This window comes from Blautia sp. TF10-30, from assembly GCF_003481245.1.
Lineage (GTDB): Bacteria > Bacillota > Clostridia > Lachnospirales > Lachnospiraceae > Fusicatenibacter > Fusicatenibacter saccharivorans.
In genome coordinates this window covers 430,099-444,858 of the sequence record NZ_QUKM01000001.1, presented here as the reverse complement: position 1 = coordinate 444,858, position 14,760 = coordinate 430,099, and the positions used below count along the sequence as shown (strand labels likewise).

Below are 14,760 nucleotides of genomic sequence, written 5' to 3'. Positions count from 1 at the left end.
GCAGAGAATCGAGAAAACATGGGAAATATGGAAGCAGAAGAGAGAAAAGAAGAAGGAACCCCTTCCGGTGAGACACTGGAAGCAGCATTTGGAAAACTGGATCAGATGCTCGAAACGCTGGAGAGCAGCGATGTCAGCCTGGAAGACTCCTTTCGTTTATACAAGGAGGGAATGGAGCTTTTGAATGAATGCAGTCAGAAAATTGACCGCGTCGAGAAAAAAATGCTCCAGATGAATGAGGATGGAACATTCAGAGAATTTTAAAGCGGTACTCGAAGAAAAAACGCGGGAAACGGAAAGTATCATTGCCGCTTACCTGCCGAAAGAGGAAGGCTTTGCAAAGGAACTGGCAAAAGCCATGAATTACAGTATGACAGCGGGCGGAAAGAGGCTTCGTCCGCTGCTTTTGCAGGAGAGTTTCCGTCTGTTCGGCGGAACCGGGGAGGCAGTAAAACCATTTATGGCAGCCATGGAGATGATTCACACCCATTCCCTGATCCACGATGATCTCCCTGCGATCGACAACGACGATTACCGCCGCGGCAGAAAAACGACCCATGTCGTCTTCGGGGAGGCCGTCGGCGTGCTGGCAGGAGATGCCCTTTTAAACTATGCATACGAGACAGCCTGGAAAGCCTTTCCACTGGAGGAGCACACCGACCGCGTAGTGCGTGCTTTTGGCATTCTCTGTCAGAAAACCGGAATTTCCGGCATGTTGGGCGGTCAGAGTGTTGACGTGATGAATGAAAAAGCCGGCCATTTCGCCATCGACCGTGAGATGCTGGACTACATTTACGAGAACAAGACTTCGGCGCTTTTAGAGGCTGCCATGATGGCAGGTGCGGCACTTGCAGGAGCAAACGACGATGATCTTGACGCGCTCTGCCGGATTGCCTCCAAAGTCGGAATCGCGTTCCAGATCCGGGACGACATCCTGGATGTCACATCCACGATGGAGGAGCTTGGAAAGCCGGTTTTCAGTGATGAAAAGAATGAAAAAACAACGTATGTGACGATGTTTGGCACAGACGGGGCGGAGCAGGAGGTAAAACGGCTCACGAAAGAGGCCGTAGACGAACTGAAAAATCTGTCCTGTCCGGGAGATAAAATATTTCTGGAAGAGCTGTTTGAATCTCTGACTTCCAGAAAAAAGTAAGGGATGATTTCATGTTAGAAAAAATACAGAAACCAAACGATATTAAGAAGATTCCGGCGGACCAGCTTCCGGCGCTTGCAGAGGAAATCCGGGAATTTATTATCGAGTCTTTGAGTAAAACCGGCGGCCATCTGGCGTCCAATCTTGGTGTCGTGGAACTGACGATTGCGATGCACCGCGTCTTCGATCTTCCAAAAGACAAGCTGATCTGGGATGTGGGACACCAGTCCTACACGCACAAGATTCTGACCGGGCGGAAAGACGGGTTTGAAACGCTGCGCCGGGAAGGCGGCATCAGCGGATTCCCGAAGCGGAGCGAGAGTGACTGCGATGTATTCGACACCGGCCACAGCTCGACCTCGATTTCCGCAGGCGTCGGCTATGTGCGTGCACGGGAACTGAAAAAAGAAAATTATTCCGTTGTTTCGATCATCGGAGATGGTGCGCTGACCGGCGGCATGGCGTACGAGGCGCTGAACAATGCGGCCAGCCTGAAATCGAATTTTATTATCGTTTTAAATGACAACGAAATGTCGATCACCGAGAATGTCGGCGGTATGTCATCGTACCTGTCCGGCCTTCGGACGGCATCGGCGTACACGGATTTCAAGATGGACGTCACAAAGGCATTGAACCGCATTCCGGGCATCGGACCTGGCATGGTGGATGCGATGCGGAAGACGAAAAGCAGCATCAAACAGATCATCATTCCGGGCATGCTGTTTGAGGATATGGGACTTACGTATTTAGGTCCTGTGGACGGCCACAACATTCCGCAGCTGATCAAGACCTTCCAGGAAGCAAAACGGTTTGAAGGACCGATTCTGGTGCATGTCCTGACACAGAAGGGCCGCGGCTATGAGCCGGCGATGCGCCACCCGGCAAGATTCCACGGTGCGGGTCCGTTCGATGTGAAAACAGGATTGCCGGTTGGAAAATCCAATCCGACGTACACGGATGTCTTTTCCACGGTCATGCGGAAAATGGGAGATCGAAGAAAGGATGTTGCGGCAGTCACGGCGGCGATGATGACCGGTGTCGGACTGAAACGCTTCTCCAACATGTTCCCGGACCGCTGTTTCGATGTGGGAATCGCAGAAGAGCACGCGGTGACATTTGCAGCGGCACTGTCACTCGGCGGCATTACGCCTGTCGTTGCGATTTATTCTTCATTCCTGCAGCGGGCGTACGATCAGATCATGCATGACGTCTGTATGCAGAATCTCCATGTCGTCTTTGCGATTGACCGCGCCGGTCTTGTGGGCTACGACGGGGAGACACACCACGGCATTTTCGACCTTTCCTATCTGGGTTCGATGCCGAATATGACAATTCTTGCACCGAAGAACCTCTGGGAGCTTTCGGATATGATCAAATTTGCGGTCGATTACGACGGCCCGATCGCGGTGCGCTACCCGAGAGGGGAAGCGTATACGGGATTAAAAGAGTTCCGTGCGCCCATCTGCCTCGGAAAATCAGAAGTGATCCATGAGGGAAGCCGTGTTGCACTTCTTGCCGTCGGCAGTATGGTAAAAATGGCAGAAGAAGTGCAGAAACAGTTAAAAGAGCGGATGGATATGGATGCGGCGCTTGTGAATGCGCGGTTCGTCAAACCAATCGATGAAGAACTTCTTCGAAGCTTTGCCGATACGTATGAGCTTGTCGTAACACTCGAGGAAAATGTAAAAGACGGCGGCTTTGGAGAGCGCGTCCTTGCTTTTGCCGAGGAAGAAGACCTTCCGTTTGGCGTGGAGATCATTGCACTGCCGGACCGCTTTATTCCGCACGGAAGTGTATTATACCAGATGAAACAGGTCGGCTTTACGCCGGAAGATATCTGCGGCAGAATTGAGGAATACTACAGAAAACAGGGGCAGGAAGAAAGATGAAAAAACGATTAGATGTATTACTGGTAGAACGGGGCCTTGCCACATCGCGGGAAAAAGCGAAAGCCATGATTATGGCAGGAGAAGTTCTGGTGGACAATGAGCGGGAGGACAAAGCCGGTTCCATGTTCCCGGAAGAAGTGGAGATTGTCTTAAAAGGAAAACCACTGCCGTATGTGAGCCGCGGCGGCTTAAAGTTAGAGAAAGCAATGAAAAACTTTGACCTTACCCTGGATGGAAAGGTCTGCATGGATGTCGGAGCATCCACCGGCGGCTTTACCGACTGTATGCTGCAGAACGGCGCCGTCAAGGTATATTCCGTGGATGTCGGCCACGGCCAGCTCGACTGGAAGCTGCGGAACGATCCGCGCGTTGTCTGTATGGAGCGCACGAACATCCGTTACGTCGTGCCGGAGGATATCGAGGAGAGACCGTCCTTCGTATCGATCGACGTATCGTTTATCTCCCTGACCAAGGTGCTGCTTCCGGTCCGGAATCTGATGGAAGAGAACGGCGAAATTGCAGCTCTGATCAAGCCGCAGTTTGAGGCAGGACGCGAAAAAGTCGGCAAAAAAGGTGTTGTCCGTGATCCGGCTGTACACAAAGAAGTCATTGAGATGGTCATTTCCTATGCGAAAAGCATTTCCTTCGGCGTGCGCCATCTGGAATTTTCTCCGATCAAAGGACCGGAGGGAAATATCGAGTATCTCGTTCACCTTGTCCGGCTGCCGGACGGCGTGACAGAGGAAGAGACCAATGTCGATGTAGACGCCGTTGTAAAGAGCGCACACGATACACTGGATAAATAAAAGGGTTAAGGAGCATGATATGGAGCGATTTTACCTGATCACAAACAGAGCAAAAGACCCGGACCTTACCGTGACAGACCAGATCAGGCAATATCTGGAGGAGCGCGGAAAAACGTGTCTTCTCTGCGATAACAGCGAAAAAGGGGAAAAATACCATTATACGGATCCGGCGAAGGTTCCATCAGATATCGACGGCATTCTGGTGCTCGGTGGTGACGGCACGCTTCTGCAGGCAGCAGGCGACGTGGTGGATTTACAGATTCCACTGCTCGGCATCAATCTGGGAACGCTCGGCTATCTTGCGGAAATCGACCGTGACACGCTTTATCCGGCGCTGGATCATCTGATGGCGGATGAGTATACGATTGAGCACCGCATGATGCTCTGCGGATCGATTTACCGGGACGGAAAGCTGATTGCGGAGGACACGGCACTCAACGACATTACGATCACCCGTGAGGGAAACCTGCGTGTCGTCCGGTTCGACAATTACGTTAACGGGGAGTTTTTAAATTCCTACAGCGCCGATGGCATCATCATCGCAACGCCGACCGGTTCGACCGGCTACAGCCTCTCCGCGGGCGGCCCGATCATCTCACCGTCAGCCAGCCTGATGCTGATGACACCGCTTGCCCCGCACACCCTGAATACGAGAAGCATTGTCTTTCCGGCAGAGGATGTGATCGAGGTGGAGCTCGGGCCTTCGAGAGACGGCGGCATTGAACAGGGCATGGCCTATTTTGACGGCGACACCCGCGTTCCGATGAAAACCGGCGACCGGATCGTGATCAAAAAGGCCAGACGGGATACTCTGATTGTGAAGATCAGCAACATCAGTTTTCTGGAGACATTAAGAAAGAAAATGGCAAACATTTAAGATATAGTTACTGGGGAAGGATATTGAAATGAAAATCGCGAGACATGCACAGATTATCAAATTAATTAACCAATATGACATTGAAACACAGGAGGAGCTGGCAAAGAAGCTGGAGGAGAGCGGCTTTGCCGTAACGCAGGCGACGATTTCGAGGGATATCCGCCAGCTGAAGCTCACAAAAGTACCAAAAGAGAACGGCGGAAGCCGCTATGCGGTTCTGCAGAACGCACCGTCCGAGGTTGGGAGCCGCTATGCGCGCGTGTTAAAAGACGCGTATATTTCCGTTGATCTTGCCAAGAATATTCTGGTCATCAAAACCGTGTCTGGAATGGCGATGGCGGCGGCAGCGGCTTTCGATGAGATGAACTGGAATGAAATTGTCGGCTGCATCGGCGGAGACGATACGATTCTCTGCGTGGCAAGAGACGATGATGCGGCGCTTGTGGCGGCAGAACGACTGAAAAAAATGGTGGACGGCATGGAGGAGACGGGCGAAGAGTTCTAAAGAACGCACGTCTCTGCAAAAAGAGACAAAAAGATGACAGCAGGTGTGACACCGGAGGAAAAGAATGCTCACAAACTTACACGTAAAAAATCTGGCCCTGATCGACGAAGCGGAAGTGGAGTTCGGTCCGGGCCTGAATATACTGACCGGAGAAACCGGAGCCGGAAAATCCATCCTGATCGGTTCGATCAACGCGGCGCTTGGAAAGAAGATATCCCGCGAGATGATCCGGACGGGAGAGACAAGCGCGCTGGTGGAACTGGTCTTTGAAACCGAAAATCCGCATGTGCTGGAGCTGTTAAAAGAGATGGATCTCGAGGCGGAGGAGGGACAGGTGATTATTTCCAGAAAGATCACCGGATCCCGCAGCGTCTGCCGCATCAACGGCGAGGCATGCAATATCTCGCAGGTAAAAGTCCTTGCGTCCCTGCTACTCGACATCCACGGCCAGCATGAGCACCAGTCGCTGCTCTATCCGGACCGGCAGATCGCGATTCTTGACGCGTTTGCGGGAACCGAGGCGGCCACGGCAAAAGGAGAGGTCCGGGCGCTGTACCAGGAGTGGAAGAATGTCCGAAAGGAGCTCTCGGCGTACGAACTCGACGAGGAGGCAAGAAAGCGGGAGGCAGCATTTCTTACGTTTGAAATCAACGAGATTGATCAGGCAGAGCTAAAAGAGGGCGAGGACGAAGCGTTGGAAACTGCGTACCGGAAAATGGGCCATGCGAAAAAGATCGCGGAATCTCTGCAGACGGTATATGCGATCACCGGCTACGGTGCAGAGAACAGCGCCGGGGAGCAGGTCGGCCGCGCAATCCGGGAGCTGCAGCAGGCCGCGGTGTACGACGATGCACTTTCCGGTCCGTCGCAGACCCTTTCCGATATTGACGGACTGCTGAATGATTTCAACCGCGAAATTTCCGCATATCTTTCCGAACTGACCTTTTCCGAAGAAGAGTATTACGAGACGGAAAAGCGGCTCGATGAGATCAACCGCCTGAAAGCAAAGTATGGAAAGACGATGGAAGAGATCACCGCATATCGCGAAGAACAGCAGAAAAAACTGGAAAAACTGGAAAACTTTGAGAGCTGCCGTGCCGCACTGCAGGAGCAGTTACAGAAAACGGAGCAGAAACTGGATGCGGCCGCACATAATCTGTCCAAAATCCGCAGAAACTATGCAAAACGGCTCGAAACACAGATTATCGAAGGTCTGCGCGACCTGAATTTCCTGCATGTCGCATTTGAAATTTCATTTGAAAAGACAAAAAGCTACACCGAAAACGGAACCGATGCTGTGGAGTTCTTAATCTCCACAAACCCGGGCGAAGCGATCCGTCCGCTGGCGAAAGTTGTTTCCGGCGGTGAACTGTCGCGAATCATGCTTGCAATCAAGACGATTCTTGCCGACCGCGACGAGACAGAAACCCTGATTTTCGATGAAATCGACACCGGAATCAGCGGAAGGACGGCGCAGAAAGTTTCCGAAAAAATGGCACAGATCGGGCAGCGCCATCAGGTCATCTGCATCACCCATCTGCCGCAGATCGCAGCGATGGCAGATTCTCATTTTGAAATCGAAAAAAACGTCGAAGAAAACGAGACCGTCACATCGATCCATCCATTATCCGAGGAAGATTCTGTCAGAGAACTGGCAAGAATGCTCGGCGGCGCGAAAATTACGGATTCTGTTCTGGCAAATGCCAGCGAGATGAAGGAATTGGCACAGGTACAAAAATCTGCAAGACTCAAATAAAGAGAAGTCCGCATACTAAGAGGGAAATCACGAAACAAAGCGTGGTTTCCCTCTTTTTCGCGGGCGGCGAGTCAAAGTCCGTGCCTGCACGAGAACTTGACGACCGCCGCGAAAACAAAAGAAATGCCGCAGTTCTGCCCTGCGGCGGAAAGGATGGGAATGCAAATGACGAGAAAACAAAAATACCGAAGAGTCCTGCTTGCGCTGGCGGCGCTGTTTCTGATCCTCGCTGTTCTTCTTGGCTACGATGCCATGCGCGAATCCCTGCCGGATACGATGTATGTGGATGAGAACAGCGAAAGCCCGTTTCAGCCGCTCACGAAACATCCGCTTCTGACGATTTCGGAAGATACGAAGGAAGCAGAAAAAACCGAATTCGGAGAAACGGGAGAAACGGTTGTAGAATGTTCCGCCGCCGGGATCCCGCTGAAAAAGATCCGTGTGATCCAGGAAGAACGGCCGAAAGTTGCCGTCTGCGGCGCGCCGGTCGGTATCTATATGGAGACCGACGGTGTGATGGTGATCCGTACAGCCGAAATCCGTTCGTCCGACGGAACCGTCAGCCGTCCGTCAGAAAATATTCTGCGGGAAGGCGACTATATCACAAAAGTAAACGGACAGAGCATCCGCAGCAAGCAGGAGCTGATTGATGCAGTAAAAGTATCAAACGGTTCCCCGGTGTGTCTTTCCCTGCTTCGGGACGGGGAAACGATCGAGGTGCAGGTGACACCGCAGAAAAGCCAGGACGGCACCTGCCGCCTCGGGGCCTGGGTCCGCGACAATATGCAGGGAATCGGAACACTGACTTTCGTGGAACCGGATGGAACCTTTGCAGCGCTCGGCCATGGAATCAGTGATGTCGATACCGGAAAAATGCTCCAATTGAACGGCGGAGAATTGTATCTGACACAGATTCTGTCTGTGATCCCGGGAAAAGAGGGTGTACCGGGTGAACTGCAGGGTGTGATCCATTACGAAGAAAAGAACCGTATCGGATCAGTGGCGGAGAATACCATCTACGGTATCCACGGCGTTCTGGACAGGGAAAAAAGCAGTGCACTGCCGCTTACCGTGACGGAAATTGCCTATCGGCAGGAGATCGAGACGGGCCCGGCCACCGTGCGGATGTGCGTGGACAATACGGTAGAAGAGTATGAGGCGGAGATTACGGAAATCGATCTTGGAAGCGAGAATACGAACAAAAATTTTGTGCTCGAAATTACCGATCAACGGCTGCTACAGAAAACCGGCGGCATCGTACAGGGAAATTCCGGCTCGCCGGTGCTCCAGAACGGAAGGCTGATCGGCGCCATTACCCATGTTTTCGTAAACCATCCAGAAAAAGGCTACGGTGTCTTTGCGGAAAACATGCTTGCACGGAACTGAAAAAATATGCGTTAATTTGGTTGAAATTGTTACAAACTTCCGAATTTTTACGGAAAATGTCGATCGAATTTTCAAAAATTTACGGGAAATATATTGAAAATGCGAAAAAATAAAATTATAATGTCTGTGTGATTGGAAAAAGTTCAGAAGAAAACGGATGCAGTGAAATTCCGGAAAGACTATGAGTTTTTGCAAAGGAGAGCTTTATGGAAAAGATCAACATTGCCATCGCGGATGATAACGAACGCATGCAGGAAATGCTTGGGAACGTCATAAAACAGGATGACACGCTTGAACTGATCGGGCAGACCGGAAACGGAAATGATATCTACAGTATCATCCGCGACAAAGAACCGGACGTCGTACTGCTTGACATTTTCATGCCGAAAATGGATGGTCTGACTGTAATGGAGAAAGTCAATGAGGATAAAAATCTGAAAAAAAGACCTGCCTTTATCGTTGTCTCCGCCGTAGGAGAGGAGAGGATCACCGAAGATGCGTTCCGGCTCGGTGCTTACTATTACGTCTTAAAACCGTTCGACAACGAAACTCTTCTGAACCGGATCAAAGCAACAAAAGGAATGACAGCAGTAAGAAGATACCATCCAAGAAATTTTACAAACCCTGGAAAAGAGCCGATCTGTCCGCCGGAAAACAGTCTGGAAATCGATGTGACAAATATGATCCACGAGATCGGCGTTCCTGCCCATATCAAAGGATACCAGTACCTGCGCGATGCGATTCTGCTTTCCGTAGAGGACACGGAAATGCTCAATTCCATTACCAAGATTCTCTATCCGACCATCGCGAAACGCCACCAGACAACGTCAAGTCGTGTCGAGCGTGCCATCCGCCATGCGATTGAAGTGGCCTGGAGCCGCGGCAAAATGGACACAATCGACGAGCTGTTCGGCTATACCGTGAACAACCGCAAGGGTAAACCGACAAATTCTGAATTTATTGCATTAATTGCAGATAAAATACGTCTTGAACTGAAAAATCAGTAAAAAGTAACAAAAAAATCCGAACAAACGGAGAAATTACAGAAGTTTAGACTTTTTTTTCTGGACAAAGTACGGTATAATACAGACAGGACGTTGATTATCCTTTCGCGTTTCATAGGATCGTGACAAAAAGGAAGGAATTACAGAAAAACAAAGATGCGATAATCAGCATGAAATTACAGGAGGATTCTTTTCATGAAAAATATTTTGTTCGTGGCTTCAGAGTGTGTACCGTTCATCAAAACAGGCGGTCTGGCGGATGTAGTAGGTTCTCTGCCGAAATACTTCCCGAAAGAGTATTTTGATGTGCGCGTGGTGATTCCAAAATACGCAGGAATCAAAGAACAGTTTAGAAATCAGATGCAGTATGTGACAAACTTCTACATGGATCTGAACTGGAGACAGCAGTATGTCGGCATTTTCGAGATGGAATATGAAGGCATTAAATTCTACTTTATCGACAACGAGGAGCATTTCGGAGGAAGCACTCCATATGCGGGCATGCCGTGGGATCTGGAAAAATTTGCTTACTTCAGCAAAGCAGCGCTTTCCATTTTACCGACCATCGGCTTCCGCCCGGACCTCATCCACTGCCACGACTGGCAGACCGGTCTCGTTCCGGTTTACCTGCACGAGCGTTTCCAGGCAGATGAATTCTATCGGGGAATCAAAACCGTCATGACGATCCACAACCTGAAATTCCAGGGCATCTGGGACCGCAAGACGATTCAGAGCATTACCGGCCTTTCCGACTACTACTTCACACCGGATAAGCTGGAGTTCAAACACGATGCCAGCTACTTGAAGGGCGGTCTGGTTTACGCAGATGCGATCACCACCGTCAGCAATACATACGCGCAGGAGATTCAGACCCCGTTCTATGGCGAAGGACTCGACGGTCTGATGTGTGCAAGAGCAAACGATCTGCGCGGTATTGTAAACGGACTCGACTACAATGAGTGGAACCCGGAGACAGACGCTCAGATTGCAAAGAATTTCAATGTAAAGAACTTCCGTAAAGAGAAAGTGAAAAATAAACTGGCACTGCAGGAGGAGTTAGGACTCGAGGTCAATCCGAAGACGATGATGATCGGTATCGTATCCCGTCTGACCGATCAGAAGGGCTTCGACCTCATCAGCTATATGATGGATGAGATGTGCCAGGATGCCGTACAGTTTGTGATCCTTGGAACCGGCGAGGAGCGCTACGAGAACATGTTCCGCCACTTCGCATGGAAATATGACAAGAAGGTTTCGGCAAACATCTACTATTCCGATGCAATGTCGCACAAGATCTATGCATCCTGCGATGCCTTCTTGATGCCGTCCCTGTTTGAGCCATGCGGACTCTCCCAGCTCATGAGCCTCCGCTACGGAACCCTTCCGATCGTCCGCGAGACCGGCGGCCTCAAAGACACCGTAGAGCCGTACAATGAGTACGAGGGAACAGGAACTGGATTCAGCTTCACAAACTACAATGCGCATGAGATGATGGGTACCGTGCGGTACGCAGAGCGCATCTATTACGACAAAAAACGCGAGTGGAACAAGATGATCGACCGCGCAATGGTACAGGATTTCTCCTGGGCGAATTCCGCAAAACAGTACGAGGAAATGTACAACTGGCTGATCGGATAAGCTGGTCTGCATTCTGAAAAATAAGAAAAAAATCCCGAAATGGCAGAAGAGGAAAGAAAAGCCGTTTCGGGATTTTTTTGCAGTATTTTTGGGTTGCAGCAGGAGAGTGGAATATGCTACACTTGTGCATAAGGATATATTCGAAGCAGCTCCGGTGCAGAGGATTTGGGAGCTGAAAAAAGACACAAGAAAAACAGTTGACAACAAAGCAGATTTGTAATAGTATGGATACAGAAACGAACGGACGTTCGTATAGTAAGGAGAATATTCAGTATGGGAAATAATAACGAAGATAAACTGCGTGCACTCGATGCCGCACTTGGACAGATTGAAAAACAGTACGGAAAAGGAGCTGTCATGAAGCTCGGAGATTCCGCAGCAAACATGAACGTGGAAACCATCCCGACCGGCTCTTTAAGCCTGGATATCGCACTCGGTCTTGGCGGTGTGCCGAAGGGAAGAATTATTGAGGTATATGGACCGGAGTCTTCCGGTAAAACAACCGTAGCGCTCCACATGGTAGCCGAAGTACAGAAACGCGGCGGAATCGCCGGCTTCATCGATGCAGAGCATGCGCTCGATCCGGCCTATGCCAAAAACATCGGTGTTGATATTGAAAACCTTTATATCTCACAGCCGGACAACGGCGAGCAGGCACTTGAGATCACCGAGACGATGGTTCGTTCCGGTGCGGTAGACATCATCATCGTGGACTCTGTTGCAGCCCTCGTTCCAAAAGCCGAGATCGACGGCGACATGGGAGATTCCCACGTCGGACTGCAGGCGCGTCTGATGTCTCAGGCACTCCGGAAACTGACTGCAGCGATCAGCAAATCCAATTGTATTGTTATCTTTATCAACCAGCTGCGTGAAAAAGTCGGTGTCATGTTCGGAAATCCGGAGACCACAACCGGCGGCCGTGCACTGAAATTCTATTCTTCCATCCGTCTCGATGTCAGAAGAATTGAAGCCTTAAAGCAGGGCGGAGAGATGGTCGGAAACCGTACCAGAATCAAAGTCGTGAAAAACAAAGTAGCTCCGCCGTTCCGCGAGGCAGAATTTGATATCATGTTCGGAAAAGGAATCTCCAAAGAAGGAGACGTTCTGGATCTGGCAGCTTCCGTCGGCATCGTACAGAAGAGCGGCGCATGGTTCGCATACGGCGGCGACAAGATCGGCCAGGGACGCGAAAATGCGAAAGCATACCTGCGCGAGCATCCGGAAATCATGGATGAGATCGAGCACAAAGTGCGCGTGGCTTACGGCCTGATCAAGGAAGAAGCGCCGGAAGGCACAGAGGAAACAGCAGCAGTTCCGGAAACCGAAGGAGACGACGAATAAATGTTTGTGACAGAGATTCGTCCTCTGAATAAAAAGAAATCACGGATCCTCTTCGATGACGGAGAGGATCTGGTTCTTTATAACGGGGAAATCCGCGCTTCCCGCATCAAAGAGCAGGAGGAGCTTCCCGATGAGGTTTACGAAAAGCTGGCAGGGGAAGTGCTGACTAAAAGGGCCAAACACCGCGCGATGTATCTGCTGCTCGGACAGATGCGGACGAAAAAAGAGCTGGAAGATAAGTTACGAAAAGACGGCTATCCCGAGAGAGCCATTGAAGAGGCTGTCTCGTACGTGGAGAGCTTTCACTATATCGACGACCGCGCATACGTGGAGCAGTATCTTGCGGGCAGCGGTGCGAAAAAAGGGAAAAAGGCAGTCCTCTATGCGCTGGCACAGAAAGGCGTGGACCGGGAACTGGTGGAATCCGTCCTGGAAGAGCAGGAGGATGCCCGCGATGAGTATGAACTTGCAAAAAGTGCCGCCTTCGCAAAGCTCGGCACGCCGCACCGGCTGGATGAAAAAGAGTACCGCCGTGCTGCCGGTTTTCTGACGCGGAAGGGATTCGGCAGTTCCGAAATCCGTCGGGCACTGGAAGAATACCAAGATTCCGCTGACGAAGAATCCTGAATATTCCCGGCGATTCCGCCACATGCCGCGAAATTATGTGCAATAAATTACATGAATATTTTTAAAACATTGACAAATTTGTGAAAACAGTATAAAATTGTAGTGTTGTAAATGTGCAATGAAAACTAAATAAGGAGGTGCTCCGGTAATGAGTACAGGTATTACAATTCTGCTGGTATTCATTGCTGTAGTAGTCACGCTGCTTATTGCGGTTCCTGTTACCAGGAAAATTGCTGTGGACAATAAAATCAAGCAGGATGCTGAAAAAATTGGCACAGCGGAAGAAAAGGCGAGAAACATCATAGATGAAGCACTGAAAACTGCCGAAACTAAGAAACGGGAAGCCCTGCTGGAGGCGAAGGAGGAGTCTCTTCGTACCAAAAATGAAGTAGAAAAAGAGACCCGAGAGCGCAGAGCGGAACTGCAGAAATATGAAAAGCGCGTTTTATCGAAAGAAGAATCTGTAGATAAGAAAGCGGACGTATTGGAGCGTCGTGAAAACGAAATTGCAGCAAAAGAGGCAAGCGTCAGAAAGAAAGAAAAGGAAGTAGACGGTCTACACGAAAAAGGAGTACAGGAACTGGAAAGAATTTCCGGTTTTACCTCCGAGGAAGCAAAAGAGTATCTGTTAAAATCTGTGGAAGACGAAGTAAAAATCGACACAGCAAAGCTCTACAAAGAGCTGGAGAGCAGAGCAAAAGAGGAAGCAGGCCGTAAGGCAAAAGAGTATGTGGTAACAGCTATTCAGAAATGTGCTGTCGATCACGTATCCGAGAGTACCATCTCCGTGGTACAGCTTCCGAGCGATGAAATGAAAGGCCGCATCATCGGCCGTGAAGGACGAAACATCCGTACACTCGAAACCATGACAGGCGTTGACCTGATCATCGACGATACACCGGAAGCAGTCGTTCTTTCCTCGTTCGATCCGATCCGCCGTGAGGTGGCAAGAATTGCTCTGGAAAAACTGATCGTAGACGGAAGAATCCATCCGGCCCGCATCGAAGAGATGGTAGAAAAGGCCCGCAAAGAAGTAGAACAGAATATTCGTGAGGAAGGCGAGGCAGCCGCATTGGAAGTCGGTGTACACGGACTTCATCCGGAGCTGATCCGTCTCCTTGGAAGAATGAAATTCCGTTCCAGCTACGGACAGAATGCATTAAAGCATTCGATCGAGGTAGCACAGCTTTCCGGTCTCCTCGCAGGAGAGGTAGGATGCGATGTCCGCATGGCAAAACGTGCCGGGCTGCTTCATGATATCGGTAAATCCATCGACCATGAGGTAGAAGGATCTCACATTCAGATCGGTGCAGATCTCTGCAAAAAGTACAAAGAATCTCAGATTGTGATCAACACAGTAGAATCACATCACGGGGATGTAGAGCCCCAGTCTCTGATTGCATGTATCGTTCAGGCAGCGGATGCAATTTCCGCAGCAAGACCGGGTGCAAGAAGAGAAACACTCGAAACATATACCAACAGATTAAAACAGTTGGAAGACATCACGAATTCGTTCAAGGGTGTCGAAAAATCTTTTGCTATTCAGGCTGGTAGAGAAGTCCGCATCATGGTTGTTCCTGAGCAGGTATCCGATTCTGAAATGGTACTGCTCGCAAGGGATATCTCGAAACAGATCGAAGCTGAACTGGAATACCCGGGACAGATCAAGGTCAATGTTATCCGCGAGAGCCGTGTAACGGATTATGCGAAATAAAAGACTTTCTACAAAACAATTTAATAACGAAATCAAAAAGAGGCTGTGGACATGAGCAATC

The 14,760-nt window shown here is 50.1% G+C and carries 13 protein-coding genes; all 13 read left to right on the top strand.

All coding sequences use genetic code 11. From position 1 onward, the window contains the following. Positions 1 to 18 precede the first annotated feature (18 nt). On the top strand, positions 19 to 264 hold the full coding sequence (xseB, locus tag DXD02_RS02000; RefSeq protein ID WP_226906307.1) for an exodeoxyribonuclease VII small subunit: 246 nt from the start codon (positions 19 to 21) through the stop codon (positions 262 to 264). Beyond that, complete coding sequence (locus DXD02_RS01995) at positions 242 to 1,156, top strand: polyprenyl synthetase family protein (protein WP_330410087.1); 915 nt, start codon at positions 242 to 244, stop codon at positions 1,154 to 1,156. Before xseB ends, DXD02_RS01995 begins: the two co-directional genes overlap by 23 nt. Positions 1,157 to 1,167: 11 nt before the next feature. Continuing rightward, positions 1,168 to 3,045, top strand: a complete 1,878-nt coding sequence (dxs, locus tag DXD02_RS01990; RefSeq protein WP_118666307.1) for a 1-deoxy-D-xylulose-5-phosphate synthase — start codon at positions 1,168 to 1,170, stop codon at positions 3,043 to 3,045. Continuing rightward, positions 3,042 to 3,851: a TlyA family RNA methyltransferase gene (locus DXD02_RS01985; RefSeq protein WP_117804021.1), complete on the top strand. Its 810-nt coding sequence runs from the start codon at positions 3,042 to 3,044 to the stop codon at positions 3,849 to 3,851. Before dxs ends, DXD02_RS01985 begins: the two co-directional genes overlap by 4 nt. Positions 3,852 to 3,870: 19 nt before the next feature. After that, complete coding sequence (locus tag DXD02_RS01980) at positions 3,871 to 4,728, top strand: NAD(+)/NADH kinase (RefSeq protein ID WP_117804022.1); 858 nt, start codon at positions 3,871 to 3,873, stop codon at positions 4,726 to 4,728. Positions 4,729 to 4,756: 28 nt separating this feature from the next. Next, positions 4,757 to 5,233, top strand: a complete 477-nt coding sequence (gene argR / locus DXD02_RS01975; RefSeq protein WP_022463344.1) for an arginine repressor — start codon at positions 4,757 to 4,759, stop codon at positions 5,231 to 5,233. Between the two features lie 64 nt (positions 5,234 to 5,297). Continuing rightward, positions 5,298 to 6,989, top strand: a complete 1,692-nt coding sequence (recN, locus tag DXD02_RS01970; protein ID WP_118666306.1) for a DNA repair protein RecN — start codon at positions 5,298 to 5,300, stop codon at positions 6,987 to 6,989. Positions 6,990 to 7,154: 165 nt separating this feature from the next. Further along, entirely contained in the window at positions 7,155 to 8,375 is a 1,221-nt protein-coding gene (gene spoIVB, locus DXD02_RS01965) for a SpoIVB peptidase (RefSeq protein ID WP_158580098.1), read from the top strand. Positions 8,376 to 8,581: 206 nt separating this feature from the next. Further along, positions 8,582 to 9,382, top strand: coding sequence for a sporulation transcription factor Spo0A (gene spo0A / locus DXD02_RS01960; protein ID WP_055218233.1), 801 nt, complete (start codon positions 8,582 to 8,584; stop codon positions 9,380 to 9,382). A gap of 192 nt (positions 9,383 to 9,574) precedes the next feature. Then, positions 9,575 to 11,017, top strand: a complete 1,443-nt coding sequence (gene glgA, locus DXD02_RS01955; protein WP_118601205.1) for a glycogen synthase GlgA — start codon at positions 9,575 to 9,577, stop codon at positions 11,015 to 11,017. Positions 11,018 to 11,290: 273 nt separating this feature from the next. Next, entirely contained in the window at positions 11,291 to 12,358 is a 1,068-nt protein-coding gene (gene recA, locus DXD02_RS01950) for a recombinase RecA (RefSeq protein WP_022463338.1), read from the top strand. Beyond that, positions 12,359 to 12,985 (top strand): regulatory protein RecX, encoded by a 627-nt coding sequence (locus DXD02_RS01945; protein WP_055218226.1) that lies wholly within the window; start codon positions 12,359 to 12,361, stop codon positions 12,983 to 12,985. A gap of 148 nt (positions 12,986 to 13,133) precedes the next feature. Further along, complete coding sequence (gene rny, locus DXD02_RS01940; protein ID WP_117800851.1) at positions 13,134 to 14,699, top strand: ribonuclease Y; 1,566 nt, start codon at positions 13,134 to 13,136, stop codon at positions 14,697 to 14,699. Positions 14,700 to 14,760: the final 61 nt, after the last annotated feature.

What these genes read in the sequence shown, in the direction of transcription:
- xseB (WP_226906307.1), top strand. Translation starts at nt 19, where the DNA reads ATGGGAAATATGGAAGCAGAAGAGAGAAAAGAAGAAGGAACCCCTTCC.
- DXD02_RS01995 (WP_330410087.1), top strand. Translation starts at nt 242, where the DNA reads ATGGAACATTCAGAGAATTTTAAAGCGGTACTCGAAGAAAAAACGCGG.
- dxs (WP_118666307.1), top strand. Translation starts at nt 1,168, where the DNA reads ATGTTAGAAAAAATACAGAAACCAAACGATATTAAGAAGATTCCGGCG.
- DXD02_RS01985 (WP_117804021.1), top strand. Translation starts at nt 3,042, where the DNA reads ATGAAAAAACGATTAGATGTATTACTGGTAGAACGGGGCCTTGCCACA.
- DXD02_RS01980 (WP_117804022.1), top strand. Translation starts at nt 3,871, where the DNA reads ATGGAGCGATTTTACCTGATCACAAACAGAGCAAAAGACCCGGACCTT.
- argR (WP_022463344.1), top strand. Translation starts at nt 4,757, where the DNA reads ATGAAAATCGCGAGACATGCACAGATTATCAAATTAATTAACCAATAT.
- recN (WP_118666306.1), top strand. Translation starts at nt 5,298, where the DNA reads ATGCTCACAAACTTACACGTAAAAAATCTGGCCCTGATCGACGAAGCG.
- spoIVB (WP_158580098.1), top strand. Translation starts at nt 7,155, where the DNA reads ATGACGAGAAAACAAAAATACCGAAGAGTCCTGCTTGCGCTGGCGGCG.
- spo0A (WP_055218233.1), top strand. Translation starts at nt 8,582, where the DNA reads ATGGAAAAGATCAACATTGCCATCGCGGATGATAACGAACGCATGCAG.
- glgA (WP_118601205.1), top strand. Translation starts at nt 9,575, where the DNA reads ATGAAAAATATTTTGTTCGTGGCTTCAGAGTGTGTACCGTTCATCAAA.
- recA (WP_022463338.1), top strand. Translation starts at nt 11,291, where the DNA reads ATGGGAAATAATAACGAAGATAAACTGCGTGCACTCGATGCCGCACTT.
- DXD02_RS01945 (WP_055218226.1), top strand. Translation starts at nt 12,359, where the DNA reads ATGTTTGTGACAGAGATTCGTCCTCTGAATAAAAAGAAATCACGGATC.
- rny (WP_117800851.1), top strand. Translation starts at nt 13,134, where the DNA reads ATGAGTACAGGTATTACAATTCTGCTGGTATTCATTGCTGTAGTAGTC.